Below are 26,558 nucleotides of genomic sequence, written 5' to 3'. Positions count from 1 at the left end.
ACATGCATCGAAATAATAAATTACATACATTCTTATTAGAAAAAGCCAAGGTACTCACCGAGGAATGGTACGAGTCTTTGGATAAAGTAAATTCAAAAGGTGTTTATGCATCCACAAATCCTGAGGTGGTCGCCACTTTAAAGAAACAGAATTTTGATTTTCATCTTCAACTATGCAAAATTTTTATAGAGGAAGAAGAAAAATTCTTCAAAGACTTTGAAGAGTGGATCTTATCTATTGCACAGGATGAACAGCATCTAGAAACGCCAATTCACCATATCTTGCAAGAATTCTTTAGAGTTCGTGGGCAGTATTTGAATTTCATTGACGAGTTTGTAACTCTGTACCAAGAGGAACAAGAGCAACAGTTGTTATGGAATCACATGATAACGAAAGCATTTGATAATGTGGTGCTTAAATTCGTTGAAGAAAATCAAAAGTATTCTGAAGAACGACTGCAAGCTCAGCAGGACATGATTAAAGAGTTAAGTTCTCCAGTCATTGCCCTTGATAATAACCGAGCTCTCTTGCCTTTAGTTGGTGATATTGATACAAGCAGGGCAAGATTCATTCTCGAGAACACCTTGCAACAATGCGGTGAAAAAGGGATTAATCACTTATATATCGACCTTTCTGGTGTTGTTATTATTGATACACTTGTTGCTGACCAAATTTTTAATCTTTTAAAAGCGCTGAATCTGATTGGAGTAAAGACAACGCTATCAGGGATCAGACCAGAAATCGCACAAACAACCGTGCAACTTGGGATATCTTTTAACAATATTTCTATTAAGCCTACATTGGCAGGTGCACTTACACTGCCTTCTCTACCTAATACCCGCTCTTAACAGAAGCCGGGTTTTTTTATTACTTCTTTTTGTAAATCCTTCAAGTTCGCCATAAAGTGTTTAAAGTCATTCCAGAAAGAGTATTTAAACTATATATATATCTAAGTATTCAGGGTATATGAATAAATATGAAGATATACCTTCTTAGTAAAGGAGTGAAGAGATGGAGAAAGTACTAAATGAAATTTTAGTAGAATTACAAGAAATAAAAGCAGCTCAATTAATGATTATGAAAGAGCAAGAGGCTTTGAAACAAACTTACACCCATCTTAAAAGAGATGTTACCAACTTAAAGGATGGTCAACAAGAGAAGAATACGTTAATCAAACACACCCTTACACTCCAAATTGAAAATATGCTGGAAATAAGAAATGCATTAAGGTCCATTGAACAGACAAATCAGTCTGTTATTCCAAAGTAAGTAATTTAAGTTAGAAAACACTTCGCTCTGTAATGGAGCAAGTGTTTTCTAATTTATCCTTTGGCCAACTATACTAATTTTTAATTCATTAAGGTTCCGGTAGATGTCTATAATCTCCTCTATTTTCATCCTTACTAAACCACTTGAAGATGGAGCAACAAAATCTATTGTTCCCACTACCATCGATTCTGTTTGTCTTCCCCAATTTACCTTTTTCACACCACTGTATTCTTGATAAACTCCTTTCCCAACAAAGCAGACAATTTTAGGTTGAAAGTGTTGTATCTTTTCTTTTAATTCCACTCTGCCTTTTTGATATTCCTTCTTGGTTATATCTACAGCCCCAACTGTTGGCTTTGAAACGATGTTGGTCAAACCATATTTAAGTTCTACCAGCTTAAAGTCCTCAGTTGGTGCATATTTCCTGGGAGTAATACCCGATTCATAAAGAATGGTCCAAAATCTGTTAGTGGGGTTTGCATAGTGGTGACCAGTTTCACCTGAACGGATACTTGGATTAAAACCGACAAACAGAATATCTAATTCATGCTCGATATGGTCATGAATCGCCTCCATGTCCCTCACCTCTTTTTTATTTTTCATTTTAACAACAATAATCAAAAAGACCAAGCGGAAACTTCCCGCCTAGTCCTTTCTAAAATCATTTATTAAAGCGGATAATTCTCATCCATCATCCGGAAAATATATTACTCTAGTTGAAAGATCCGATTTGTTAGAAGAAGTACGAACCCTTTTGCGGTATTTTGAGATGAACATAACGAAGATGCAGGGGAACGCTTAAAAAAGCGGAAGTGGTCTTAATAGTACTTTTATGTTAGGCGGCATTTTCATATCATCTTGCGCTTGTTTGAGATATCGATACATTGCTTTACTGCCAACCGAGTTTGCAGAATGAATAGTAATTCTATCTGCATACAGCTCGTTCTCCACCATCTTATGAACGAGAAGCAGACCATTTCGATGTTTATTCAACAAGTCATGGTCCAAAGAGAGATGTCCAATTGAATGGCTCTCTAACAAGGTGAGGCATTGGTCTATGTCTTCTGCGAGTATATACCCATCAGGACAAGTTCGACTATCATCTAGAAATACATTGATTTTCAAGATGACACCTCCAAATATTCGACTTAGCTATAGTGTAACATACATCCGTTACTAATTTTTTCCTAGATGCTTACAAGCCTTACCCCTAAACTCTTTCATAGCAGGCTTCACAGAGGAAATATAGGAATAATGTACCATTTTAAATTCTTAAGGCTTTTTGAACTCAGGAAAGTCGAATACCCATTTCATCCAAAAAGACTGAAGCCTATTTTGAAGTCGGTCATATTCTTGATATTCCTTGGTGTATTGTTGTTTAAATGCGTAAGGTACATCTCCCTGGAGCTCTTTTTCTAGGTATTGTTCCTCCAATATTTCAAGTTTTTCTACTTTGATTTGTATGCTATTATAGGTTAACACTGAAAACACCCCATAAAATAAACCCAAAATTGCTGCGTACATCAGTAAAAACCTTTTTACACTTCCCATCTGTATCTTCCCTTCGTTTTTCTACATAGTATGACGAAAAACGGGAATGTGACAGGACTATTACAAATTTCAATTAACCCTCCTGTAAACATAATGGATTGCAACTTGAAGGAAATGTGGATAGAATTGGTGTAAAAGGATTTTGGTTGGAGGGTATTGCTTAAGTGGGAATTCTTATTGATATATTAATTGTTGTTGTATTTTCTTTAATCTTTTTTGGCGTATATAAATATGTAATGAAAACGATCAGGAAATACTAAAAGAACCGCTCCCAAGTTTTATTGGGGGCGGTTTTGTTGGTTGTGTAGGAATTAATATATTCAGGCCGGATTAACAATAATGTTAGGAAATGAAGTTTTCTATTAACCTCAAGGCTCTCCCTAGCAAGTAAGAATCTCTATTAGGAGGGTTCTATTAGACCGATCTTCCTCAACAATCACAGGGTTTGTCTAATAGAACCACTCTATCCGACCGATCTTCCTCAACAAGCACAGGGCTTGTCTAATAGAACCACTCTATTCGACCGATCTACCTCAATATGCACGGGAACTGTCTAATAGGAGCGATCCCCCGCTTTTTCATTCTTATTCGATTTTAACTTTTCTTTAATATAGAACGGCGTATATAACAACATAAAGATAGCTAATACAACTAATTCAAGCGAAAGAATATACCAAGGGTAAGGTCCCAAAAAGTCGATGAGACTTGCATTGGTAGGCTTCTTGGCGAGGAACATATAATTCCCACCCGTCAACCGGTTCACCATAAACACCGCTAAAGCAGTAACATTCAAAGCAGCAAATGCTTTCCAAACTGACTTGAACTTCACCTGAAACTTTTCAACCCAAATCATATAAAACACAGCCAGAATGATGGTTATGTGTGCAATGAAAAAATGCAAGAATCGAAAATGTGGAAAGTCATAAAACAACTCCGGAGTTAACAATGCCTGTAGCGCACCACCTATACCCAGAAAGTACACCACTTCAAACACCCATTTTTGTCTCGTCACAAGCATCCATATACAAAGATATAAACTGATGGAACACAACTGGAATGGTAAGGTGTAACGGATATCCCACATGTTGGTGGAAATATACCAATAGTTCAGCCATATCTCCGAGCCCCCCAGCCCCAGGATGATCAACCATCTTCCGCTCAACTTCATCCAGGCTTTATTCCTTAAGAGAAACAGAAAAAGAAGGAGAGCTAAAGTTAGGCATAAGCTTATTAAGTGGGAAGACGAAAAAAGAAGTGATCCTTCCATATAAGCTTCCGGATCAGTATAAGAACTAAACATTTGCTCAGGACCTCCTTCAGGGACTACCTATCAGGCTATGAAATCTGCTTCTTGATCCAGCCTTTTACTTGTTCAGGCGAATAATAGTTTCTACCGCTAATATCAAGTTTCGGTATTTCAGGGTATTGATATAGGAGTGCTCTCGTCTCTTCTTTCGTTAAACTGATATAAGAATGCAAGTCCTGCTCTTTCACTATAAACTTTTCTTCCTCATCAAACATTACATCTATAGGATTTCTACTGTTGACATTTGGTGAAAATCCTTTGATTGCCTCGAACAAAAAATAAGCACATGCAATAATGGTGACCGCTAACCATAAGTCCATGGAAATCGCCTCCTTTTTCTGATGTTTAGATTACGTATATCTTTTGATGAAGTTTCAGTTATTTCCTATGCAATGTGACTTTCACTTCATTTTGTTTTACTCGAAGATTCACTTTCCCTCCTATCGGGAAAGTGAACATCGGACTTGTATGGCCAAAGTCTACGTTCGCCACAATTGGAATATGGGAGAGCTCTTTTTTCGTGTGAATAATCGTTTGAATCAGCTCATTTGAAACTTGGGACACTTTTTCAAAACGGCCTATCAAGATTCCTTTCACACCATTAAATCCTGTTTGGTGGATAAGGGATTGCAGATCACGATCAAACGTTTTTGGGCATGTTAATTTATCATCTTCAAGAAAAAGAATTGTCTCTTCCAGACTTGGCATAAATTCCGTGCCTTGCAAAAGATTCAATGTGCAAAGGTTTCCACCTATAGCCGTTCCTTCACACTCTCCTTCATTAATTACAAGATAACCTTCATTAGGATAAAACTTTCGATTTTCTTGATCCATATACCACGCGTCGTTACTCCATTCTGTAGAAGGTTCTATTTCAATGGAGGACACCTCATCATCTTCAAGAAACATCTTTTTAAAGTATTCTAGAGAATATTCGAAGCCCTTCACCATACCAAATGAAGAAAAATGTATTCCCGAGTAGGTGACTAACCCAGTTTTGGCATAAATCGCATTCCCTAATGCTGTAATATCGGAGTACCCACAAAAGATTTTTGGATTGTTTCTTATCAAATCGTAATCAATATAGGATAATAGCTGATTTGCCTGATATCCTCCGATTGAAGTTAGTATTGCCTTTACATTATTATCTTTGAATGCGTCATGGAGATCCTTAATTCGAGATTCAATAGATGATGTTATTAAACTGTTAGATTCATTAATATAATTACCGAATGTCACTTTAAGTCCCAATTGTTCTAGTCTATGTGTCGACAACTCAATATTTTCCTTTGACAGGATGGAATGAGAAGTGGACGGTGCAATAATCCTTACTTCATCCCCATTTTTTAGCTTTTCTGGTACTATCATTACCCCAACCTCCATCAAAAACCAATTTACCTACTATTCTACCAAACAAACCCAAAAAACTTCTACAACTTTCCAGAAAAACACAATAAAAACTAAAGCTTTACTAGAATAAGAATATTTATGCAAAAAATGAATAAAAGGGGTCAGACCCCTTTTTTCATTCTTCACAAAATAGTAAGAATTTGCAGGTTGAGAAACACGGTGTTGTATGTGTATACTTGTTATTACAAGTTTTTTTATTTGGGTTTTTGGGTATTGATTGTTGATTTGAAATATGCAAATTAAGTGAGGACTATTATGTATTATAAAACGCTTACTCATTCTTCATCGAAAGAGTGGATTGTGCTGTTTCATGGGTTTGGGGGGAACTCTTCCATTTTTTATAAGCAGCTGAAAGCTTTCCGCGCTGAATATAATATTCTTTTATTAGATCTGCCTGGTCACGGAAAGTCTCCGTACCCGAGTGGCGTAGATCTATTTGAGTATTCCTCTGAACAGACGCTTGGCATTATGAACAAACTAAAAATTGAATCCGCTCACTTTGTTGGCATCTCACTTGGAACCATTATCATGCAGGAAATTGCGCTTCGTAAGCCTTCTGTCATTAAATCCATGGTACTTGGCGGAGCAACTCCAAAACTGAAAAAATGGGGCGAGTTTCTTTGTCGACTGTCCGTATTCTATCCTCTGAGAAAAATACTGCCACATATGGTACCTTATCGTATCTTTGCACGGGTACTACTACCAAAGAAGAATCACTCAGATTCAAGAAAAGCTTTTATTAAAGAGGCCTATAAACTTTCCAAAGAAACCTATTTAGGTTGGGTCCTTTCTGGGCTGAACGGTTACACCACTTATGATCGATTAAAAGCCATGAAGAACAAAATACCAAAGCTTTATATTTCAGGTTCAGAAGATCACATGTTTTTAAGTAACACGAGAGACTATGTAAAACAAGAAGAGAATTCCACTTTAGAAGTCATTAAGAAATGTGGGCATGTTTGTAATATAGAAGAAAGTGATAAATTTAATGATCTTGCCGTCTCGTTTATGAAGCGCGTGGATAAGATAAGAATCACTGCATAAAAAACTAGGAGGTCAAGGACCTTCTAGTTTTTTATAGTTTTTTTATGCAAAAAACCACAAGGCATCTTACTCGCACCTTGTGGTTTCTCTCCCTTATTTCTTCTTCCCGCCGCGTACTCCCGAGGTGACTTTCTTCCACTTCTCTTTTTCTGCAAGTTGAGCCCGTTTATCATTTTTTCTTTCCAAGAATGCAAGTTCCCGTTGCAATTTAACATAGCTTTGGTATCTTGCAGCTTCCAACGCACCTTCTTCGATCGCACCTTGAACGGCACACTTAGGTTCATTAGCATGCTTACAATCCCGGAAAAAACACTGCTCTGCCAGCTCTTCGATATCTTGGAAACTATGACTGATCGCGCCGTCCGCTTCCCATAATTGAAGCTCCCTCATACCAGGAGTATCCAATACAAGACCACCGGTAGGCAGCATATATAACTCTCGATATGTTGTCGTATGCTTTCCTTTGTCGTCATCAGTACGAACTTCTTGAATAAGTTGCTTCTCTTCACCAAGAAGATAATTCGTCAACGTGGATTTCCCCGCTCCTGATGAACCAAGTAATGCCACTGTTTTTCCCTCTGGAAAATATGATGCCAGTTCCTCTAAGCCCGTCTCTTCCTTCACACTTATCGCATGAATGGGAACACCGAAAGCAACTGCTTCTACCTCCGCAACTTTATCTAACACGTCGTCACACAAATCCGACTTCGTCAAAACAACGACCGGATTTGCCCCACTTTCCCACGCCATTACTAAATATCTTTCCAATCTCCTTGGATTGAAGTCATAATTTAAGGACTGCACAAGAAAAACCGTATCTACATTTGCTGCCACAATTTGTTCTTCAGTTGTCAAACCAGCCGCTTTCCGAGAGAATTTGCTAAATCTCGGTAACATTGCATGAATGGTTGCTTTTCCTTCCTCGTGACGCTCGCTTAAGACGACCCAATCCCCAACAGCCGGGTAATCCTCACGAGTCGCAGCTTCAAAACGGTATTTTCCTGATACTTCCGCAAGGCACTCACTCAAGTCTGTTTCTACTCTGTACAATCTCTTATGTTCAAGCATCACTCTGCCTACTGTATAACCTTGCTCTTCATATTCAACAAAAGCATTATTTAAAAATTCATTCCAACCTAATTGATTTCTTTTCAATGTGTTTTCCTCCTAATGGAAAGTAGATATTTTTTTGGCAAAACAAAAAGACCGCTCGCACGGTCTTTTTCATAAACATTTATAAACCATGAGACGCTTCGTCACAGCCCATGGAAATCTACAATCACATCAGAAAACAAACAGATTAATTCAACGATTTCTATGCAAGGGCTGTGCTTCATTATTTAATTGATTGGCATTTACGACAATTAACTTCTTCATAAAACATCCCTCGCTTCCATTCGTTTTTTATTACATCATTTATATTATGGTATTTTTATCTAAAAGTAAATAGGCTATCTGAATTTTCTTAAAAGAATTTAATTCGCCTCTACTTGTGCCAACCTTTTCTTTTGTTTCGATTGCCATGTGAAAGATACTAGGATGGTTACACTTAACACTATTAGTCCTAGTACAAACGGGTAGATGATATTTACATCATATAATAACCCTGCAAGTGTTGGCCCTAGTACATTTCCGATACTCATGTACGCGTTATTCATTCCCATCGCAAATCCTTGCTCATTGCCAGCCAATTTTGAAATTAATGTATTAATCACAGGTCTCAAGATAGATGTTGCCAAAAAGATAATTAAAGTGATTCCAAAGAATACACCATAGCTTGAAGCAAATAACGAAACCAAGAAACCGATTGCCGCTACGCACAAGAAAATATTTAGGACATTGCCTTCTCCAATAGCACGAACAATTCGATCGACTACAAAAAGTTGCACGATTACACTGATAATTCCTGTAGCTGTAATCATTACGGCAATCTCTTGAGGGGTTGCGCCAAACTGATTATCAATGAATAGCCCAAGAACAGACTCATATGCCATCAATCCAAAACTCATTACGAGCGTGATAATAAGCGGTATAAAATAAGGTTTGTTCACCGATTGTGCCAGCTTTTTAATCATAGGCTCCGGATTTTCTTCCTGTGCCAATACCGTCTCTTTCTCTCTGCTTTCTTTTAACACAAGGATGGAGAAAACAGTTGCCACAAGCGAAATTAAAGCAGATACCAATAATGGCGTTTTTAATCCGAAGTCAGCTAAGAAACCGCCAATACCAGGTCCTATAACGATACCGAGCGACATGGCAGCGGAAATATAACTGTTCCCCTTCGCTCGCTGATCCATCGTGGTTATATCCGCTACATAAGCAAAAAGTGCCGGAATTAAAAGTGCTGCGCCTATCCCGCCAATGACACGGGAAAAGTAAAGCATCCAGACAGAATCAAATCCATAAAATACAAACATGGACAAGGTTAATCCGGCTAAGCCAAGAATAATCATAATTCTTCGTCCGTATTGATCAGCCCATTTTCCAGCCAGTGGTGACATGATAAACTGCGCTCCGGCAAATATGGCAATCATTAAACCGGCTGCCAATCCGCCTTCTCCGATTGAAGCCAAGTATGCGGGAAGAATAGGTATGATTATACCGAAACTCCCTACTGCAATAAACATATTTATCATTAAAATAATCATTTTCTTACGTTGTTCAGGTGCCATTATGTCACTTCTTCCCATTATTTATTTCGCGCCTCTTAATATTTCAACTTAAGTATTTTATGACTTTTAGAGGCCGGTGTCAATGGAAGTAGTTTTTACTATAAGTTAAATCTAAAACCGAGAACATCTTAAAAAAGATGTTCCCGGTTCTAAAACCACGAATCTTATTCTCCTTCCTCTTTTTCATTATTGTCCAATGGTTTCACGGGCTGCTCTGGAACTCTAGGCTCTCTCGGATTTCCAATAGGCTTACCCGTTACTATCACTTGAAGCGTCTCACTCCAAGCAGACATTCCTCCTTCATTTTCAGCTTGTGCCACCAAGAAGGTACTACCATTTTTCAATTGTAACTCTACACTAAATATTCCATCCTCATTAGCGTTTACTGATTTAATTGCTGTTCTTTTTCCATCTTTCTCTTGATAGATATGAACAGTTGATAGCGATTCTGCAAAACCTTTGATCAACACCGGTTTATCACCAGTTTTAATTCTTGTTTCTTCCCACTCGGGTGCTCCAGGCGGCTCCACAGGCACTTCTTCCCTTTCCGCTTCCATTGCAAAGCGAAGGGCTTGTATGAAGACTTGTTTTCCTTCCTCTGTCCAGCCTCTATCAGGTCCCACCATATTCGTTGCGGCGAAACTTGATAACAATAGATGCATATGTTTATCACCTTTAAATTCATAGGCAATCGCCGCACCCTTATCTTCGCCATTTACATAGACATTACCGAGTATTGCACCAGGATATTCTTTAAAGGTGGCATAAGGACTTTGTTCAACATGGATGTCGATCAAGCCTTGCTCATCCGGTTCCAATCCATCATAAATTGGATGACCCTCTTGAACCTTCAGCTTTACAGAACTCTCCTTATATCCCTGTTGATATAATACCGGATAACCGGTAAGCTCTGAATACAGAGATATTGAGCCATCTCCCCAAGAACCTGCGAACACCAGACTTACTTCAAATTCTTCTGCTCCCTCTACTAAAGCATTCATTTGTTCATCCGTACCCTTGGATGTATTGACGACCACTAACTTGTAACGTTCTATATCCTCCACTACTGTCCAATCTCTTGCTTCTGCATGTAATTTTTCTTCATTCAAGAAGTTGGTTAGCGATTCGTTCCAATCTCCTAATACCGCTACTTCGATAGGAGACATTACAAAGGAAATAGCTGTATCTTCCCCTTGAAGAATCACCTTTTGTGATGAATTCATATATCCGTCTAAGCTTACCGTGACTTCATACTCTCCATCCAAAAGGTCAACAAAGGTTGCGAGACCCTCACCATCCGTTGGAATTTCATCTTCCACCCCTGAAAGATCTGTGAAACTTAGCCTTACTTTTGCCCCTTCAACCACATCTCCTTCCTGATTGGTTACTAGAACAGAAATGGATGTACCTTCTATTTTCTCAAGTTCAAAGTCTGTTATTATTTCTTCACCTAACTCCGTTATTTCAAATTCCTTTACTTGCTCCATATAGCCTCTGGCACTTGCCTTTATCTCATACGTACCAGTTCCAACTCCTAGCTTATATTGCCCGGAAGCATTGGTAGTGGCTTCCATTCCGAGCGACTCAATAGCGACTTTCGCATTCGGTATAGCTTCACCATCAACCGAACGGACGGTTCCTGTCACTTCTCCAAGACTAGCTGAGATCGCCCAATCTACTGCATTGAAGTACAATTCTTTTGCGTCCTCTGTCCACTTTGAATCTGGATGTCCATATGTTCCCGAATGAAGTCCGGATAATAGTACATGCACTGAATTTGCTGTACGATATTCATAGCCGATACCGCTACCCAGTACCCCTCTTTCAGGGTGATGCAGTGTCCCAATGGTTGTGCCACTATATCCATCGTATACAGCATATTGCACACTGCTGGTTCCATTCTCTAAAATGGTAATCATGTCAGATGTAAAGCCATTAAAGATTGGGTGACTATGATCTACTGCCACCTGAATTTTACCTGGTACATAACCTTGACTCACAGACTCCGGATTATTAAAGACAGTTGTAAGTTCTCTGACGGTCCCATTGCTCATCTGTGAAGGGAACATCATGCTGACCTGACTGGCGTCGGCAAGTTCAATAAAGGAGCGGAACTGTTCATTGTTCATACTAGAATGCTTATCATTAAAGATTATTAACGCAAAATCCTCAATATTGTCTATTAAACCGTTCAAGGAAGAGTTCAAGTGAAATTCTGCATAATAGCCCCTTTGTTCCAATAGGCTCATGATTCTTCCACCATTTAATGTTGTTCCAACTACTGCGATCTTTTCAGATTCACCTAAATTGAAGGTGAGCTCGTTGATCCCATCCTCTTCAACACCGACATCGCTTTGGAGAACAGGTGCAAAACCTGGTGCAGTCACCCTTACACTGTAAGTGCCAACAGGTACAACCGCTTCAAATAATCCTTCTGTATCTGTTGCCCCCACTACGGGTGTTTCCAATATCGTTACTGTCGCTCCCTCTATAACTGTTCCTGATTGTCCAACCTTTACGACAGTTTTAATAACACCCGATTGGTCTGTCACTATTTCAAAGGTTTCTTCCAACTTCCCGCCATTTTCAATAGTAATCGGGAACTCTTTTGTAAGATGACCAAAAGCTTCCACCTTCATTGTGTACGATCCGGCAGGTAGCCCCAGATAAAACTCCCCCTGCTGGTTGGTTGGGATAGTCTTTCCTGTATCCACGACAGTTAGGGTCGCTTGAACTCGCATATCTTTTTCATTGACTATCTTGCCATTCAGTTCTCCAACTAACGGTTCTTTGTTATCCAAGATCCATGTTATAGTGTTGTTAAAAATCCGTTCTCGATGCTCATCAAAATATTGCGGAAGGCCTGGATGGAAAGGGTGACCGAATGTAAAGTTTGCCAATAAAACTTCCACGGAATGATTGGTTCTCCCTTTGTAACCAATCATTTCTCCAATTCTATCCCCTGATGCTGTATTTAGCTGAGCGATTGTTTCTCCATCATACTCATCAAAGGCGTAAAAATAGTTGGAGCCATTGGTGACCGGGAATAATTCATTAACTGGTACACCTTCAACAATTGGATGCTCCGCATGAACCAGCCCTTGAACCCCTGTTTGACTTCCACCAATTACAACACCGGGATTATCATCATAGGTGTTCATGAATCGGATACCACCCCGTCCAGCATGTTGACCTGTCCATATAACAGATGTTTTGGCGCTGTCTAAGGCCTCCTGAAACGCTTTAAATTCAGCAGCTGTAGGGATTTTGTTATTGTCATAGTCAGAGTTTGCAATGACCAAATCCACATCTTCCAACATATCTAAATCTGTATAATACATATCAACCACGTTATAACCCTTTTCTTCTAGATACTGTTTCACCGTGATAGATCCTGAAGATGTCGAGTCGACGATGATGCCAATGGTAGGAGAAGGTTTTAATGAAACATTTATATTCACTTCACCTTTTTCCTCTACCTTCACATTCACTTCTTTGTTAACAAAGCCTTCTTTCGTTAAAAGAAGATTATAGGTACCTGGCATCATCTTATTAATTTGGAAGGAACCCTGAGTGTTGGTTAATGCTTCTCTTGGAACATTAAGGACGTCCACTTTAACTCCTTCGACCGCATTGCCATTTGACTCATTTTCCACTATACCGTTTATTTTCCCAACTGTTTCATCTACCTCGAGGGAAAGTGTAAGTGGTTCGGTAGTTGAATCCACTACAACAGATTTTGTCATGGATTTGTAACCGAATGCTTCGATGGTGATATCATATTCCCCATCTACCATCGCAATACTGAATGCTCCGGTCTCAGGGTCTGTTTCTGCAGAGAATGCATCTCCTTCTACTGAAACTGTCCCTTTTATTGGTTCTCCCTGCTCACCCAACAAAGTTCCGGATATCGTATGGAATTCTGCATATGCGGTCCATAGTACTGCATTCACCAAGAAGTCCTTTCCTTGTTCCGTATAGTGATCTTTGTGGCGGAACGAACCAAAGCCATGACCACTTAACAGTAGCTCAACATTTCCTGATGTCCTTGGTTTAAAGGCAACTGCGGGTCCGTGGACAGTATCATCTCCTTCATGTTTGATGGAGGCAATAGTGTATCCGGAATATCCATCAAAGGTTGCAATCCTGCCACCGGCTGGAACTGTCACCTCAAGGAAATCTCCCGATTCAGCCCCTTTGAAGAGAGGATGATTTTCTTCCACCACATAGCCTGCTGAACTGGTTGTATTCGATATGGTCCTTCTCGAAGATGGATCTTCACGTAAACTTACCAGCCGTGCAATCGATGCAGTACTGTTGTTGTTGTCACCAAAAATTACACTTGTTCCTGCCAGATCCGCTTTTGCCATTAAAGAATCAAATAATGTTAACGGTAAATCCGTGTTAGATGCTTCATTTATAAATAAAACATCATAATTCACTATTTCTTCTACTACATTCGTAAAAGTAAGCGAAGTAACCGGTATTCCGGCATCTCCCATTAATGATTGGAAGTTACGTGAACTAAAGCTGTAATCTTTTAGAACCGCAACCCTAGGAGTCTCGAAAAGTTCTATATTGACGTCTTCTTGAACCCTCCCAACCTCAATTGGCTGGCTCAATTTGATGAAACCTTCTTTTTCCACTTGAAGTATATATGATCCATACTCTAACCCGGTAAATTCAAATCTTCCGTTAATAGAAGTCTCCCTCTCTACCTCCACTTCGTTGTCCTTGATCATCTTTACTTTCGCTTCTGATATCGGTTGTTTGCTAATTCCATCTGTAACCACACCTGAAACCTTATCTCCATTTGACGCTCCTAGAACGATATTGAGCTCTACAGGATTACCATGAACAATGTTAACTATTTCCGTTTGTGTGGCAAACCCGCTTGCCCTGACCTCGATTGTAAATTCCCCTTCATCGTGGAATAATTCAAAACCTGCTTGTTCGCCTGTAGTTTTTGTGGAGATATTTGTTTCCACGATTCCCACTTCTGCTTGTACAGGGTTCCCTTCAAGGTCAACGATTGTTCCCGTCACTTTTCCAAAATCAACATCATGCAGAAAATTCAATCCATTGAAGAGTACAGTCTGCATATCCGGAAGCCACCCCTGCATCGGAGAGATCCATGGTGAAGCCCCGTGATTGGCCAGTAACAGATGAGCACTATTTTCCGAAACAGCCTTATAAGAAATGCCTGTCCCTTTTATTCCTTGCGTGGTACTTCCTATACTAGCAATGTGACGTCCAGAGTGTTGATTAAACCAGGCAAAATCTCCCGTCCTTGTAAACAATGTGATTCTATCACCTTTATTAAATCCGCTCAGTATTGGATGCTCTTCATCCACCTGCAATCGGACCTGTCCCATTCCATTATAGTGTGCAATTTCTTTGGGATCTTGATTATATTCAGTGAGCTGCCGGATCGTCCCATAGCTTGAACCCCAAGAGTCAGCGAAAACCAGGTTCACCTCATGCCGTTTTGCTTCTTCCAGCAATTCGTTGAACAATGCTTCATCTGGCCTCCATCCACCACTGCCATATGCTCCGTTCAGATAAACTGTCTTATACCTGTTGATATTTTCTACAATATCCCAGTCCCTTTCCTCCGCTAAAAATCCATTGGCGTTTAATAGACTGGTAACTTCCCCCTCCCAATCATTTAAAACAGCTATCTCAAATGGCTGCATACTTACTTCTAGGGAGTATAAAGAACCTGGTTCGATTATTACGGAATCCTTCCACTCTTTATAACCATTTAATTTAAGTTCCACCTCATAACTTCCCTCAAATACTTCCTCAAAATGCAGCTCACCGTTTTCATTGGTTGCACCTGTTAAAGGGGTGGCTTTTACTAGAACTTCCACTCCAGTAAGCTTTTCACCTGTTCGATCATCTATTACCTGAACTTCCAATCCGCCTATATCAGCTTCGGTTAGTGTATAATTTTTAACTTGTTTATAACCTGAAACAAACGTAACTCTTTCTGTTACTTGTTTTTTCCCATAAGAACTTACCTTTAATGTAAATTCCCCCGGCTGGTGCTTAAAGCTGTAGCTCCCATCATTGAAAATATCTCCCTCCTTCTTTGTTTCCAAGACAGATATTTTCGCTGTGACTACTTCTCCGTTTTCATCTAGAATGGTTCCTTCCAAGTGCCCCGGAGACTGAAAGCTTACTATCCCATTGCGATGAGGAACTACTAAGTTCCCAGGGAGTATAAGGCTCCCGGAAGTGCTGTAGTCGGGTAAGGAAAAGTCTTTCAATATCGTACCCGAATAAACATCGATTGCTTGCATTAAACCACTTGTCCCAGAGAAAAAAAGTACTCCGTTTGCACTGACAGCCCCATTATGCAGAGTGCTGCCGACAGTACGATTGCTCCAAAGCTCTTCACCAGTATTTTTATTAAACGCACGCAATACCTGCATGGGGGAGGAACCTACTATTACAAGGTCTTCATAAATTATGGGAGAACCTGCTTGTGAGTCTCCAATCCCGGCAGTTTGCCATAATATCTCACCATTATTTCCGTCTATGGCAAGTAACGACCCTGCACCGTTCCCAAAGTTGGCCGTTTGAACATAGACTGAACCTTCATGAAAGACAGGCCTTGAAGCGAAGCCTTCCTGAGATAGCTGCTTACTCCATACCTCAGCTCCATCTGATAGTTGTAAAGCTCTAATTGTCCGATTCTCATAGGAACCGATATACACATATTCCTGCCCTATTGCACCTCCAAAAAAGGAGGAACCGCCTAGTTCTACTGACCATTTTACGTTCCCATTGGTAGCATCCAGTGCATATATACTTGCATTATCAGTTAATCCTGAACTGACAATGACTGTCCCATCTTTATAGATCGGTGATTCATAGATTGCAGGCTGACCAATGTTTTTGCTCCATTTTATATTTCCATTTTCCAGGTTCAATGCATAAATGGAGCCATCCTGTCCTCCAGATAAGTAGATGCTATCTTCCACTATTGTCGGCGTTGAACGATTGGAATTTCCAATTCTTATACTCCAGACTTCTTTTCCATCCCTTGCATCCAACGCTGTTACCCATCCCCTGTCAGTGGTGAAAACGACATATTCATTGCTCGCAGTCGGACTCGCAAATAGTATTTGTCCTTTTGTACCATTTAAATACTCCCATTGCTGATTCAACTCGTTAACATCAATCGCATTGGCGGAGACCGCATTTCTTTCATGACTGCTGTTGGCAGTCTTCCACTCAGCAGAATAGGTGGCCGACTGCGACCCCACTTCAATTGTCAGTTCCTGATTGTCCTTCACTTCAATTTGTTTGCTGACTCCTTTAATTCCCTCTCCTGAGACGATTAGCTCATACTTGCCCTCTGGTATATTGCTAAGTTTAAAATTACCTGATTCATCTGCCCTTGCAGTGATAGGTGTACCCTTTAAACTTATATAAGCATAGGCTACCTCCTCTTGTGACTCTTTGTCTACTACTCTACCTGTCAATTCATAGCGGTCTGAAGGCTCCAAGCTCCAAGATACGGATGTAACTTCGCCTTTATTTATGACAACTTCCTGTTCAAACATCCTATAACCAAATGCCTTCACTATGACCCTATGTTTTCCTTCTCTAACGGATAACTCGAACTGCCCGTTCGTAACTTCCACACTTAGATCTTGTTCAGGTATTTCTATTGTGATTGGCACTTCATTCCCAGATTCTGTTTGGACAGTGCCTTTTAATTCGCCTGCAAATGCCGTTGTAGTAACAGCATGGTAGATGTTAATGATACCTTCCCCGTAAAGGTCATTAGGTAATGTACCCATGTGCTGCTCCTGTCTTGCCGTGTCAGCAAGAAGGTCTTTAATATCCTGAATGGACAAATTCGGATTGGCTTGTAACAAAAGAGCTATCGCTCCGGCAACATGTGGCGTAGCCATGGAAGTACCGCTGATCGTATTATATTTACCTTGACCTCTGACCTCTGGCCAAGCTGAATAAACCTGATGACCCGGAGCAGTCACGTTTGGTTTTAGAAGCCGTTGTTGATTGCCTTCATCATCTATCCAATATACCGGACCACGACTTGAGAAAGATGCAACCTGGTCGTTACTATCCGTAGCTCCGATTGTAAAAGATTCCGGAAAACTTCCAGGGGAACCAACTGTTTGTGCCCCCGGCCCCTCATTTCCGGCAGCGAAAAGAGGGAAAATACCCGCTGCCACCCAAGCTTGTACATCTTCATAGAATTCCTTATTAAAAGTATTAGGATTTCCCCATGAATTGTTTACTATATGAGGTGCTTTAGATGGATCCCCTCCTGGAGCCATAAACCATTCAAACGCACGATGGATGCCGGATATCGTAGCTGACCCACCATCAGTGAAAATTTTAGCAGCAATCCATTCTGCTTCAGGCGCCACCCCTATTGGTTCGCCTTCCCCTCCACCTACTGCAGTCCCAGCAACATGCGTTCCATGACCATATCCATCTTTAGGGGTGGCGTAGTTTTGTCCGGATACATCGATCCAAGAATATTGATGGTCTCCATCTCTCCCTCGATAGTTATGGGCTAGGGCTTCGTGTGTACCATCCACACCTGAATCCATGATTCCAATAACTATTCCTTCCCCTTTAAGTCCATACTCCCCCCAAACATTTGTTGCTTTTATTTTTTCAAGCCCCCATTCGGGAAGTCTGGGCTTTGTTCCTTCTGTTGTGATTTCTGGTGCATTTAATTCACGGTCATAAGTTATCTTTTCTATATCTTCTCGTTTTTTCAGCTCTTCAAGTCCTTGATTATCTACAGTAAGCGAAAGACCATTAATGACCCATAAATGCTCGACGTTTTTTGCCATCCCTTTTTCCTCAAGTGCTGATATGGCCTTTGTTATTCCTTGTTGACTTTCTTTTGCATGATTCTGGAGATTTTCCGTCACCATCCCCACTCGTTCTTCATGTGACATTTTTCCTCGAGCATTCATAAAAACTTTGTCCAGTTCCGCTTTGTCCTTCAACCGAACGATAATATCTACCTTTTCGTTTTTTTGTAACTCTTCTATAACAGCCGCTTCTACTTTCTCTTTTTCCTTATGTTTTAAACCTTCTTCTTCATTCAGTTCGGGAGCATTCCATCCTAAACCCGAGAGAACATTTAAAAACTCCCCATCCTCTAGTTCTATATCTTCCACTTTATTTGTCTCCTGTTGATATACCGCTTCCCTATTTTTTTCTAATTCCTGATCCTGACTTTGGCTATCTTTGACTGAAGTTTCATTTGCGTTTGCGACATGCGGCAGCACACTACTAATTAATAAAATGAAAATAAACATGATTGGTATGAACCTCTTTCCTTTCCACCTGCTCACCTTGTACATCCATGCACCCCCAAAAATTAATTCGTTGTACTAAATACACGAAAAACTGACTAATACCTGTATAATTTTTCGATATTTTTACACTTTTTGCTATTTTGATTATTTCTCCCTAGTGCCATTGTCGAATCAATCTACCAAAATACTTAAGAGAAATTGTCGAAAACTACCCGTTAGGTAGTTAGTAGTAAAGAGGGATTTCTCCTAACCTCCCCCTAAAATATGTTACAATTGCTTTATTCAAATAAAGGGGTATTTAGAGATGCGAAATATAGCTCTTACTAGATTATTAGAAGCATATGTGATAGGCGGGATGGGGGGATATATGTTTTATCTAGCAAACCTTCCTCTGCCATGGGTACTTGGAGCACTGACTTCCATCATGCTTTATCAAGGTTTTTCTAAACGGAAGGTTTATTGTCCAGAGCCGTTAAAACAAAGTGGATTTTTGGTTCTTGGATTGTTTTTTGGTCTTTATTTTACAAAAGATACCTTGTTGACTGTAGTTCCATACATTCTCCCCTATGTTTTATCAACCATTGCTTTGGTTGCAGTCAGTATTTTGAACAGTATTCTTGTTACAAGGTGGATAGCTGTGGATAAAATTACGAGTGTATTTGGATCAATTCCTGGGGGGCTTTCCGAAATGGTGATTGCAAGTGAATCGCTTAATGCGAAAAGTTCCTTGGTGGTCATTTTCCAGACAGTGCGATTGCTTACAGTGTTGTTCATGGTTCCTTTCATTGTTGTACATATTTTTTCGTCTAACGGGATTGGTCAAGATGTTACTGCCGCAATTGGACGTACATATGAGTTTGGGGGATGGCAATATCTTTGGTTCCTTCCAGCAGTAATTGCTGGGGTGATGTTCAAAGATAAAATTCCTGCAGGCATTGTCATCATACCACTTGCCTTGACTGCCCTAATTAATATAACCCTGATAGAAATGGCCATTCTGCCACCTTTGTTGTTGATATTCGCACAGATAACTGTAGGAATAGGGATGGGAAAAGGAATAGCGTTTGCAGATTTGAAGCTTGGAGGCAAATATTGCGTTGTTTATTTTGGGTTGACGGTGACGTTAATTTTGGTTTCCTTTGGCCTTGGAATGATTCTCGCTGCGGTGACCAGCTTGGATTTGCCGACTGCCATTTTGAGTGTCGCACCTGGCGGGCTGATTGAAATGGTGTTGACGGCAACTTCTGTAGGCGGAGATCCTGCAGTTGTCAGCTCACTGCAATTAATACGGCTCTTATTCATTATTATCGTGGTACCTCCCCTTCTTAAGTGGTATTTCAGGAAAATGCCAAAAGAAAAGATTGCATAAAAGGGCGAAAAAAAGGATTATCTGTCTTTTGTAGAGAACTAGCTTACTATAACCTATTCATGGAGGCCTACATATGAAAATATTAGTGATTGGCGGTACGCGTTTTTTAGGTAGATTTATCGTAGAAGAAGCGTTAAAGCAAGGTCATGAAGTAACGATGTTCAATCGCGGCAACCATTTAGATTTGTTTCCGCATGTAGAATGCATTGTGGGAGATCGCAACAAAGACCTCTCCCCACTTGAAACTGGAAAATGGGATGTGGCAATAGATACTTGCGGTTATACACCTAAAGCATTAGCCGAAGCTACTAGGGTGCTCGCGGATAAAGTCGACCATTACACCTTCATTTCAAGCATTTCGGTTTACAAAGATTGGATTCCTTCTAACATTAAAGAGGATTATCCTGTTCAGTCCCTTACAGAAAAACAAATAGAAGATATCGGGTTTGGAACTCAAGAGCAAATCAATGCCCATTACGGAGCTTTAAAAGCAGAGAGTGAACGCGCCGCAGAAAAAAATATGCCTAATAAGGTATTGCATGTCCGTTCTGGACTTCTGGTTGGCCCATATGACTACTCTGATCGCTTTTCCTACTGGGTCAATCGGGTTGCTGAAGGTGGCGAAGTTTTAGCCCCAGGTAGAAAAGAAAGAGAAATTCAGTATATTGATGCAAGAGACATGGCCCTTTGGATACTGAAAATGGCAGATGAAAAAATAACCGGCACTTTTAACGTCACAGGACCGACAACACCAGTGAGCATGGAAGATTTCCTTACCGTATGCAAAACGGTAAGTGGATCCGATGCGGAATTTGTCTGGGCAGACGAGAGTTTCTTATTGGAACAACATGTTGCTCCTTGGACAGAAATGCCGCTTTGGATTCCAGAAGAGCACCCCCTGGTAGAGGGCAGTGAACCTTGGCGCGGTGCAAGCTCCATAAGTATTGATAAGGCCTTGCAGCACCGATTGGAAGTGAGATCCGTAGAAGATACAGTTCAAGATGTCCTTCATTTTGAAACATCAAGAAAAGAGGAAGATAGAAAGGCCGGCATTCATAGTGAAAAAGAACAGAATGTCTTGAATGCTTGGAAAACAAGAGCATAAATCATGTTTTAGAAAGCCCGCAATTGATATAATTGCGGGCTTTTTATTTTATACTCAACTCTTCTAAAAATGGGCTTAACAATTTTTCATGTACAAGCGACAAATTTCAACCAACTACGTCAAAGTAAGTGTAATCAAATTTTTCTAAATTGGAGTGTTCAACATGAAAAAACATCAAAGAGTTTTTCTTGCATTAGCAATTACATTAGGCCTATCGGGTGCACTTGGCTTTTCATCCTACAAACCTGCTTTTGCTGCAAGTGGTAACAAGGTTATCACTATTAAAAAAGGGGATACACTATACAGTCTTTCAAAGAAATACGATGTCACGATAGATGACCTCAAAAAGATAAATGATCTAACAAGTTCCAAGATCATTGCTGGAGATAAACTCATAATAAAAGAAGCAACAGATATCATAGTAGCCAAGGGGGATACCCTCTACACTATTGCCAAAACTCACAGAACTACTGTAAAGAAGTTGAAGAAATGGAATCTGTTAACCTATGACAATATTTATACCGGTCAGAAACTTTTAGTAAAAGCCCCTGTCATTATGGAGGTGAAAAAAGGAGATACTCTATACTCTTTAGCCCAAAAGTCTGATGTTTCTGTTGAACAATTGAAGGACTGGAACAACCTTACTGCTGACACCATAAAGACGGGCCAACAACTCTACCTCTCCCCTTCTCCGGAGAGCTTCGCCATCACAGTCAAAAAAGGGGATACTTTGTATTCCCTATCTAAAAAATATGGAATAAGTGTTGATGCACTAAAAAAACTTAATAAACTTAGCTCCAATACTATTTATTCAGGGCAAGAATTAAGACTAAACTAATTAATGAAAAGAGGCAGTCAAAAAGTCCGTTCTGACCTTTTGACCGCCTCTTTTTTATGCTAATTCCTTTTTTAATCTCATCAATTTTAACAACTCATTATCCATAGAGGAATATTCCTCACTGTCCCTATTCACCATGCTGATCTTCCCCAATAATTCGGTAATCCTGGCCTCCAAAATCGCAACCTTTTCTCTGCTTTCTTTTTCAGAAGACGACGTCTGGCTCCTTCTACTCTCTTCATATTCTTTTAAGCCTGTTTCCACACGTTTGATTCTTTTATTTTCAATCACAAGCAGCTTTTCGCATAGCTTCTCAATAAAATAGCGGTCATGAGAAATAACGATAAGCGTACCATTGAACGTAGACAAGGTAGCCTCCATCTGTTCTCTGCTTGGCAAGTCTAGATGATTGGTCGGTTCGTCCAAGATTAGAACTTCATAATCCTGCATAATCATGTGAACCAACTTGACTCTTGTCTTTTCGCCAAGGCTAAGGGTTTTCAGAGGTTTGGTGAGCTTTTCCTCATGCATCCCCATATTCGCAAAAATGGTGCGAGCTTTGGAAACACGTTCCCATCCAATAAGATCTAAAAATTCCATTGCTGTTTTATTCATAGGCATGTCACTGACTTCTTGGCTCAGATAGGCAATTTTCAAGGACGTACTTTTCCACAGGGAACCCTTTGTAATAGGTTCCTGTTCCAATAGCATTTTTATAAAAGTGGTTTTCCCTGCTCCATTTTCACCAATTAACCCAATTCTCTCTCCATGCTTCACATAAAAATGACTTTTTTCAAAGAGAAGTCGTTCTCCATATTTCTTGGTTAACCCTTTCGCTTCCAGAATTCTTTTCCCTCTTTTTCCGTCCGTTTCAAATTCAAATTTGATCTGGACTTCTTCCTTCGGCTTTTCCACTTTATGTTTGGACAGTTCAAGCTCCAGTCTTTTTGTCTTTGATTTAATTTGATTATCCTTTTTCTTCGCCTTTACCCGCTCGAACTCCTTTAAGCCAATCTGTTTTCGCTCACCAGGGTTATCTCTTTTCCCTGCTTCCCTATGCGCTTTTTCTGACCACTGCTTCAAGTTGGCAACTTGATCTTCAATCATTTTTATCTTTCGTTGTTGCTTCCCGTAATCCCGCGTTTGTTGATCGAGACGACGCTGTTTCTCTTGACGATACGCTGTATAATTACCTTCATACTCCATTAGCTTACAGTCTTCTATTTCGTATATCTTAGAAACTGTCTTATCTAAGAAGTATCTATCATGGGAGATGATGATGGCTGCACCAGCAAAGTTGTTCAGTTCTGATACTAGCCAGTTTACACCTTTCATGTCCATATGGTTTGTCGGCTCATCCAGACAAAAAAGCTGGGGAGATTGGGTCCAAATTTTTGCCAACGCTAGTTTAAGTCTCTCTCCACCACTCAAGGTGTCAGAGGAAGCTCCATCTCTTGTAATGGATTTAACCAAACCCAACTCACTTGTCACGCGTAAGAGGTCTTTGGCTTCCTCCATGATTTCTTGATCTGTATTAATGGTATAATCAGTGCTTTGCGGCAGATATCCGACCTTTACTGTAGCTGGGATTCTAGTAATACTTCCCGAATCAGGATGGATCGTGCCCATCAATAACTTCATCAAAGTCGTCTTCCCTGCTCCGTTCCAACCAACCAACCCAATCTTTTCACCATTTCTTATATCAAAAGAGATATCCTTCAAAATATCCCGTTCCCCAAAACTTTTATTCACTTGTTTCACTTGTAGTATCATTGTCATACATATGCACCTCATTATTGTTTTTTTGCTTATAAATGAGCAGCCATCGTATCAATCATCACAAAAAACCTCCCCAGAATCCTGGAGAGGTTTAAAAGAAAAGTCGATTGCATATGCAAACAACGCCAATTCTACAAATAAGTATCACAAAATAACACTAATCCATCATGGATAGCGACGCATCTATACAACGATACTTATGGCAGGTAATATGGGCAGACTAATCCAATTCTCCAGGGTTCTCATTTTAATAATCACATGAGTTCACTCCTAAAAAATAGATTAATTCCACATCGCACCTAGTACCTTCCTTTTCTCGTATAGTCTTGCACTATTAGTATATTTTCCCTTTTACATATTGTCAATGCTAATTTTAACAATGCTTTGGAACTTTTGGCATGTTTGCTAAATGCCCACTCCGATTTCTGAATCTTTTATAAAGTTTATGATATACTATACATATAGAAACAGAAACCATCATAACGGAGGTTATGCAAGACATGGAATATCTTTTTCCAGTGATTGCGCTATTCTTGTTAGGTATGCTTGTTTTTTCAGGTGGCGGTTTAATGGCCTACCTGAACAAAAAAGTTCATTTTGTCAGTGTGATTCTTACAATGGTCAGTTTTGGAATCTTATATAGTCTAATCGCAAGAATCACCGATCTGTTGCCAGCCATCGTCACGATGTCTACCGTTCTCTCGCTGTTTGGGATTTGGGTTGTAAACAACTATCGTACTGTAAAAATGGCTCCAAAAGAACTAGATAAACAAACTCCATAATATAGTGTGACAAAGACTCATAACCACATTTGGTTGTGTGTTTTTTTCCGTCTAAAGTAGTATGGGATCTTCAAACTTATTCCGGAGGTCAGGTTTAAATACTCCTAATACAATAAAAGTAGTTAATAAATATTAGGAGGAACTTTCAATGAGAAACGCGGAATTATATGAAACGCATGTGAAAACGGTAAATTTGGAGTCGGCGGTAGCTTTCTATAGAAGCCTGGGGTTGGAGCTTGCATACTTTTTAGAGGAGCGGAGAGTGGCATTTTTCTTTTTAGGTGATTCAGATAAGAAACAACAGATGCTGGGAGTTTGGGAGGTTAAAGAGCATGAATTTGTTCGCTCCCATTTTGCTTTTAAGGTCACACTGGATCAATTGAGGAGCGTTCCAACATTTTTAGATGCAAAAGGTATTGCACTTTCCCCGAGCTTTGGACTGGATGCAAGCGAACCTGTTGTCCACGCATGGATGCCCGCTGCCTGCTATTATTTCACTGATTCTGACGGCAATAGCTTGGAATATCTTGCATTATTGGACCAGGAGCCTAAACCTGAGTTAGGTGTATTACATTTGAGCGAATGGGAAAAGACTTTTCAGTAATAATGATTTGTTGCGAATGGATAGCTCGTGATGCTTGGCTTTTACCAGTTATTTTAGGGGGTATACAGCGTAAATGTCCGAACCATTTTTCCACACCTAAAAAGCGGCAGTCATTAAGTTCTTTATACTGGCGATGAGGACTTCTCTCCTCCCTTTTCCTTGTCACTGAGGTCTTCATACTGACCATGAGGACCTCCCTACTCCTTTTTCCTCGTCATCGAGGTCTTCATAACGGCGATGAGGACTTATCTCCTCCTTTTTCCTTGTCACTGAGGTCTTCATACCGACCATGAGCGCCTCCCTACTCCTCCTATCTGGTCATCGAGGTCTTCATATCGATCGACCATGAGAACCTCCCTCCTCCTTTTTCCTCGGTACTCAGGTCTTCATCTCTACGATGAAGAATTAATATGAAGACTATTCCACAATTAGCTTATTTTATAATTTCCTAACCATCAAAAAAACCGCACTGACAACCATAAAGGTTACCGGAGCGGCTTTTTCTACTTAATAATCAACCATTTTTCAAAGACAAGCTTTCCTTCAAATACCCAAATGGCGTCTGAATAGCTTTTACTACATATTTGTTTCCTGTTACCACCGTCACCAGAATACTCAATAACAGAAGCAACATATATCCTGTAGGTGAGTTGACCGCCTGGCCAAAGCTCGTTTCAAAAAACCACTTGATAATAAAGCCGTGTAAAATATACACATAAAACGATCTTCTTCCAATGCCTGTAAAAATAAACTTATCTTTAGGCACCAAAGCGAAAAAGGCAATGGTTACAAGCATGCTTCCGGCGTAAATGCCCATGCGGATCAAGACATCAGTCACAGACGAGAACGTGTAAGTACCATATAGGATACTCGCTCCGTCAATTCCACCTAACCAAACGTAAATCCCAGCAAACAATACGATAAGAAATGCTGTAGCATACCCACGATAGGCTCCGTTTTTTAATTTCTCAAATAAGTCTGTTTTCGTTAAATAATAGCCAATCAAAAAGAACGGAAAGAAGTAAAACGTTCGATCTAAACTTAAGAATCTTTCTGGAATATCAACAAACCCAATTACGACACCCAGCAAAATTGCCAATGGTATACTGTATCTAGCCTGTAATTTCCCGAACAGCGGCAACATAAGTTTCCAGGCAATCATACTTAGTAAGAACCACATCGCCCATCTTGGTGTGAAGTACTCCAAGGTCATGGATGGATCGGCATAGAGTTGACTATAAAACAACGTATAAATTGTCTGCAATATCAGATACGGTACCAAAAGTCTTGTTATGATTTTTACGTAATAGCCTTTTTTATGAAAGTTGGTGCTAAAGTGGCCTGCCAATAGGATAAATGCTGGCATATGAAAAATAAAGATAAAGTGATAGATGGACACAAGCCACTCATCATTTCCACGGTACGGCGAAATGATGTGCCCGAATACAACTAGAAAAATTAAGATAAACTTCGCATTATCAAAGAAGGAATCGCGAGTTTTCATGGTGT

The 26,558-nt window shown here is 40.0% G+C and carries 19 protein-coding genes; 8 read left to right on the top strand and 11 right to left on the bottom strand.

The window, feature by feature from the left end; all coding sequences use genetic code 11:
- The first annotated feature begins 2 nt into the window (after positions 1-2).
- Together LG307_RS08230 and LG307_RS08225 are read left to right on the top strand one after the other, a co-directional pair.
- A complete protein-coding gene (locus LG307_RS08230) occupies positions 3-848 on the top strand; it encodes an STAS domain-containing protein (protein ID WP_404449659.1) in 846 nt (281 codons plus the stop codon).
- 163 nt (positions 849-1,011) lie between these two features.
- The gene (locus LG307_RS08225; protein ID WP_404449657.1) at positions 1,012-1,269 is read left to right on the top strand and encodes a hypothetical protein; all 258 of its coding nucleotides are present in this window, start codon (positions 1,012-1,014) and stop codon (positions 1,267-1,269) included.
- Between the two features lie 48 nt (positions 1,270-1,317).
- Here LG307_RS08225 and LG307_RS08220 read toward each other — a convergent pair whose 3' ends face one another.
- The 6 genes from LG307_RS08220 to LG307_RS08195 form a co-directional block, all read right to left on the bottom strand.
- Positions 1,318-1,845, bottom strand: a complete 528-nt coding sequence (locus LG307_RS08220) for a mismatch-specific DNA-glycosylase (protein WP_404449655.1) — start codon at positions 1,843-1,845, stop codon at positions 1,318-1,320.
- 222 nt (positions 1,846-2,067) lie between these two features.
- A complete protein-coding gene (locus tag LG307_RS08215) occupies positions 2,068-2,394 on the bottom strand; it encodes a cyclic-phosphate processing receiver domain-containing protein (protein WP_404449653.1) in 327 nt (108 codons plus the stop codon).
- Positions 2,395-2,541: 147 nt separating this feature from the next.
- The gene (locus LG307_RS08210; protein ID WP_404449651.1) at positions 2,542-2,751 is read right to left on the bottom strand and encodes a hypothetical protein; all 210 of its coding nucleotides are present in this window, start codon (positions 2,749-2,751) and stop codon (positions 2,542-2,544) included.
- Positions 2,752-3,373: 622 nt separating this feature from the next.
- On the bottom strand, positions 3,374-4,087 hold the full coding sequence (locus LG307_RS08205) for a TIGR02206 family membrane protein (RefSeq protein ID WP_404450417.1): 714 nt from the start codon (positions 4,085-4,087) through the stop codon (positions 3,374-3,376).
- Between the two features lie 68 nt (positions 4,088-4,155).
- Entirely contained in the window at positions 4,156-4,446 is a 291-nt protein-coding gene (locus tag LG307_RS08200) for a hypothetical protein (protein ID WP_404449649.1), read from the bottom strand.
- 58 nt (positions 4,447-4,504) lie between these two features.
- Entirely contained in the window at positions 4,505-5,494 is a 990-nt protein-coding gene (locus LG307_RS08195; RefSeq protein WP_404449647.1) for a S66 peptidase family protein, read from the bottom strand.
- Between the two features lie 297 nt (positions 5,495-5,791).
- On the opposite strand from LG307_RS08195, the gene LG307_RS08190 reads away from it, so the two are divergent.
- Complete coding sequence (locus LG307_RS08190) at positions 5,792-6,580, top strand: alpha/beta fold hydrolase (protein WP_404449645.1); 789 nt, start codon at positions 5,792-5,794, stop codon at positions 6,578-6,580.
- Between the two features lie 93 nt (positions 6,581-6,673).
- Here the strand turns inward: LG307_RS08190 and rsgA are convergent, their stop codons facing one another.
- The 3 genes from rsgA to LG307_RS08175 form a co-directional block, all read right to left on the bottom strand.
- Positions 6,674-7,735 (bottom strand): ribosome small subunit-dependent GTPase A, encoded by a 1,062-nt coding sequence (rsgA, locus tag LG307_RS08185; protein WP_404449643.1) that lies wholly within the window; start codon positions 7,733-7,735, stop codon positions 6,674-6,676.
- A gap of 320 nt (positions 7,736-8,055) precedes the next feature.
- Positions 8,056-9,252: an MFS transporter gene (locus LG307_RS08180; protein ID WP_404449641.1), complete on the bottom strand. Its 1,197-nt coding sequence runs from the start codon at positions 9,250-9,252 to the stop codon at positions 8,056-8,058.
- 164 nt (positions 9,253-9,416) lie between these two features.
- A complete protein-coding gene (locus tag LG307_RS08175; RefSeq protein ID WP_404449639.1) occupies positions 9,417-18,617 on the bottom strand; it encodes a carboxypeptidase regulatory-like domain-containing protein in 9,201 nt (3,066 codons plus the stop codon).
- Between the two features lie 259 nt (positions 18,618-18,876).
- On the opposite strand from LG307_RS08175, the gene LG307_RS08170 reads away from it, so the two are divergent.
- The 3 genes from LG307_RS08170 to LG307_RS08160 all read left to right on the top strand — a co-directional run bounded on the left by LG307_RS08170 (position 18,877) and on the right by LG307_RS08160 (position 21,884).
- Positions 18,877-19,941, top strand: coding sequence for an AbrB family transcriptional regulator (locus LG307_RS08170; protein WP_404449637.1), 1,065 nt, complete (start codon positions 18,877-18,879; stop codon positions 19,939-19,941).
- 73 nt (positions 19,942-20,014) lie between these two features.
- Positions 20,015-21,046 carry an SDR family oxidoreductase gene (locus LG307_RS08165; RefSeq protein WP_404449635.1) on the top strand — a complete coding sequence of 344 codons (1,032 nt, stop codon included), beginning with the start codon at positions 20,015-20,017 and terminating at the stop codon, positions 21,044-21,046.
- Positions 21,047-21,209: 163 nt separating this feature from the next.
- Positions 21,210-21,884 (top strand): LysM peptidoglycan-binding domain-containing protein, encoded by a 675-nt coding sequence (locus tag LG307_RS08160; RefSeq protein ID WP_404449634.1) that lies wholly within the window; start codon positions 21,210-21,212, stop codon positions 21,882-21,884.
- A 54-nt stretch (positions 21,885-21,938) separates the two neighbouring features.
- Here the strand turns inward: LG307_RS08160 and abc-f are convergent, their stop codons facing one another.
- Positions 21,939-23,663 (bottom strand): ribosomal protection-like ABC-F family protein, encoded by a 1,725-nt coding sequence (gene abc-f, locus LG307_RS08155; protein ID WP_404449632.1) that lies wholly within the window; start codon positions 23,661-23,663, stop codon positions 21,939-21,941.
- Positions 23,664-24,163: 500 nt separating this feature from the next.
- Here abc-f and LG307_RS08150 point away from each other — a divergent pair, with 500 nt between their 5' ends.
- Entirely contained in the window at positions 24,164-24,445 is a 282-nt protein-coding gene (locus LG307_RS08150; protein ID WP_404449631.1) for a hypothetical protein, read from the top strand.
- Positions 24,446-24,593: 148 nt separating this feature from the next.
- Positions 24,594-25,049 carry a VOC family protein gene (locus LG307_RS08145; RefSeq protein WP_404449629.1) on the top strand — a complete coding sequence of 152 codons (456 nt, stop codon included), beginning with the start codon at positions 24,594-24,596 and terminating at the stop codon, positions 25,047-25,049.
- 514 nt (positions 25,050-25,563) lie between these two features.
- Here the strand turns inward: LG307_RS08145 and LG307_RS08140 are convergent.
- Complete coding sequence (locus LG307_RS08140) at positions 25,564-26,553, bottom strand: acyltransferase family protein (RefSeq protein WP_404449628.1); 990 nt, start codon at positions 26,551-26,553, stop codon at positions 25,564-25,566.
- Between the last annotated feature and the right edge of the window lie 5 nt (positions 26,554-26,558).

This window comes from Sutcliffiella horikoshii (assembly GCF_044809035.1).
Classification (GTDB): Bacteria; Bacillota; Bacilli; order Bacillales; family Bacillaceae_I; genus Sutcliffiella_A; species Sutcliffiella_A horikoshii_G.
The sequence above is the reverse complement of the archived record's forward strand: the minus strand, read 5'-3'. Positions and strand labels throughout refer to the sequence as shown.

Excerpts from the sequence above, each read along its gene's own strand:
- LG307_RS08230 (WP_404449659.1), top strand. The coding sequence starts at position 3 with ATGCATCGAAATAATAAATTACATACATTCTTATTAGAAAAAGCCAAG.
- LG307_RS08225 (WP_404449657.1), top strand. The coding sequence starts at position 1,012 with ATGGAGAAAGTACTAAATGAAATTTTAGTAGAATTACAAGAAATAAAA.
- LG307_RS08220 (WP_404449655.1), bottom strand. The coding sequence starts at position 1,845 with ATGGAGGCGATTCATGACCATATCGAGCATGAATTAGATATTCTGTTT.
- LG307_RS08205 (WP_404450417.1), bottom strand. The coding sequence starts at position 4,087 with ATGGAAGGATCACTTCTTTTTTCGTCTTCCCACTTAATAAGCTTATGC.
- LG307_RS08200 (WP_404449649.1), bottom strand. The coding sequence starts at position 4,446 with ATGGACTTATGGTTAGCGGTCACCATTATTGCATGTGCTTATTTTTTG.
- LG307_RS08195 (WP_404449647.1), bottom strand. The coding sequence starts at position 5,494 with ATGATAGTACCAGAAAAGCTAAAAAATGGGGATGAAGTAAGGATTATT.
- LG307_RS08190 (WP_404449645.1), top strand. The coding sequence starts at position 5,792 with ATGTATTATAAAACGCTTACTCATTCTTCATCGAAAGAGTGGATTGTG.
- LG307_RS08180 (WP_404449641.1), bottom strand. The coding sequence starts at position 9,252 with ATGGCACCTGAACAACGTAAGAAAATGATTATTTTAATGATAAATATG.
- LG307_RS08175 (WP_404449639.1), bottom strand. The coding sequence starts at position 18,617 with ATGTACAAGGTGAGCAGGTGGAAAGGAAAGAGGTTCATACCAATCATG.
- LG307_RS08170 (WP_404449637.1), top strand. The coding sequence starts at position 18,877 with ATGCGAAATATAGCTCTTACTAGATTATTAGAAGCATATGTGATAGGC.
- LG307_RS08165 (WP_404449635.1), top strand. The coding sequence starts at position 20,015 with ATGAAAATATTAGTGATTGGCGGTACGCGTTTTTTAGGTAGATTTATC.
- LG307_RS08160 (WP_404449634.1), top strand. The coding sequence starts at position 21,210 with ATGAAAAAACATCAAAGAGTTTTTCTTGCATTAGCAATTACATTAGGC.
- abc-f (WP_404449632.1), bottom strand. The coding sequence starts at position 23,663 with ATGACAATGATACTACAAGTGAAACAAGTGAATAAAAGTTTTGGGGAA.
- LG307_RS08150 (WP_404449631.1), top strand. The coding sequence starts at position 24,164 with ATGGAATATCTTTTTCCAGTGATTGCGCTATTCTTGTTAGGTATGCTT.
- LG307_RS08145 (WP_404449629.1), top strand. The coding sequence starts at position 24,594 with ATGAGAAACGCGGAATTATATGAAACGCATGTGAAAACGGTAAATTTG.
- LG307_RS08140 (WP_404449628.1), bottom strand. The coding sequence starts at position 26,553 with ATGAAAACTCGCGATTCCTTCTTTGATAATGCGAAGTTTATCTTAATT.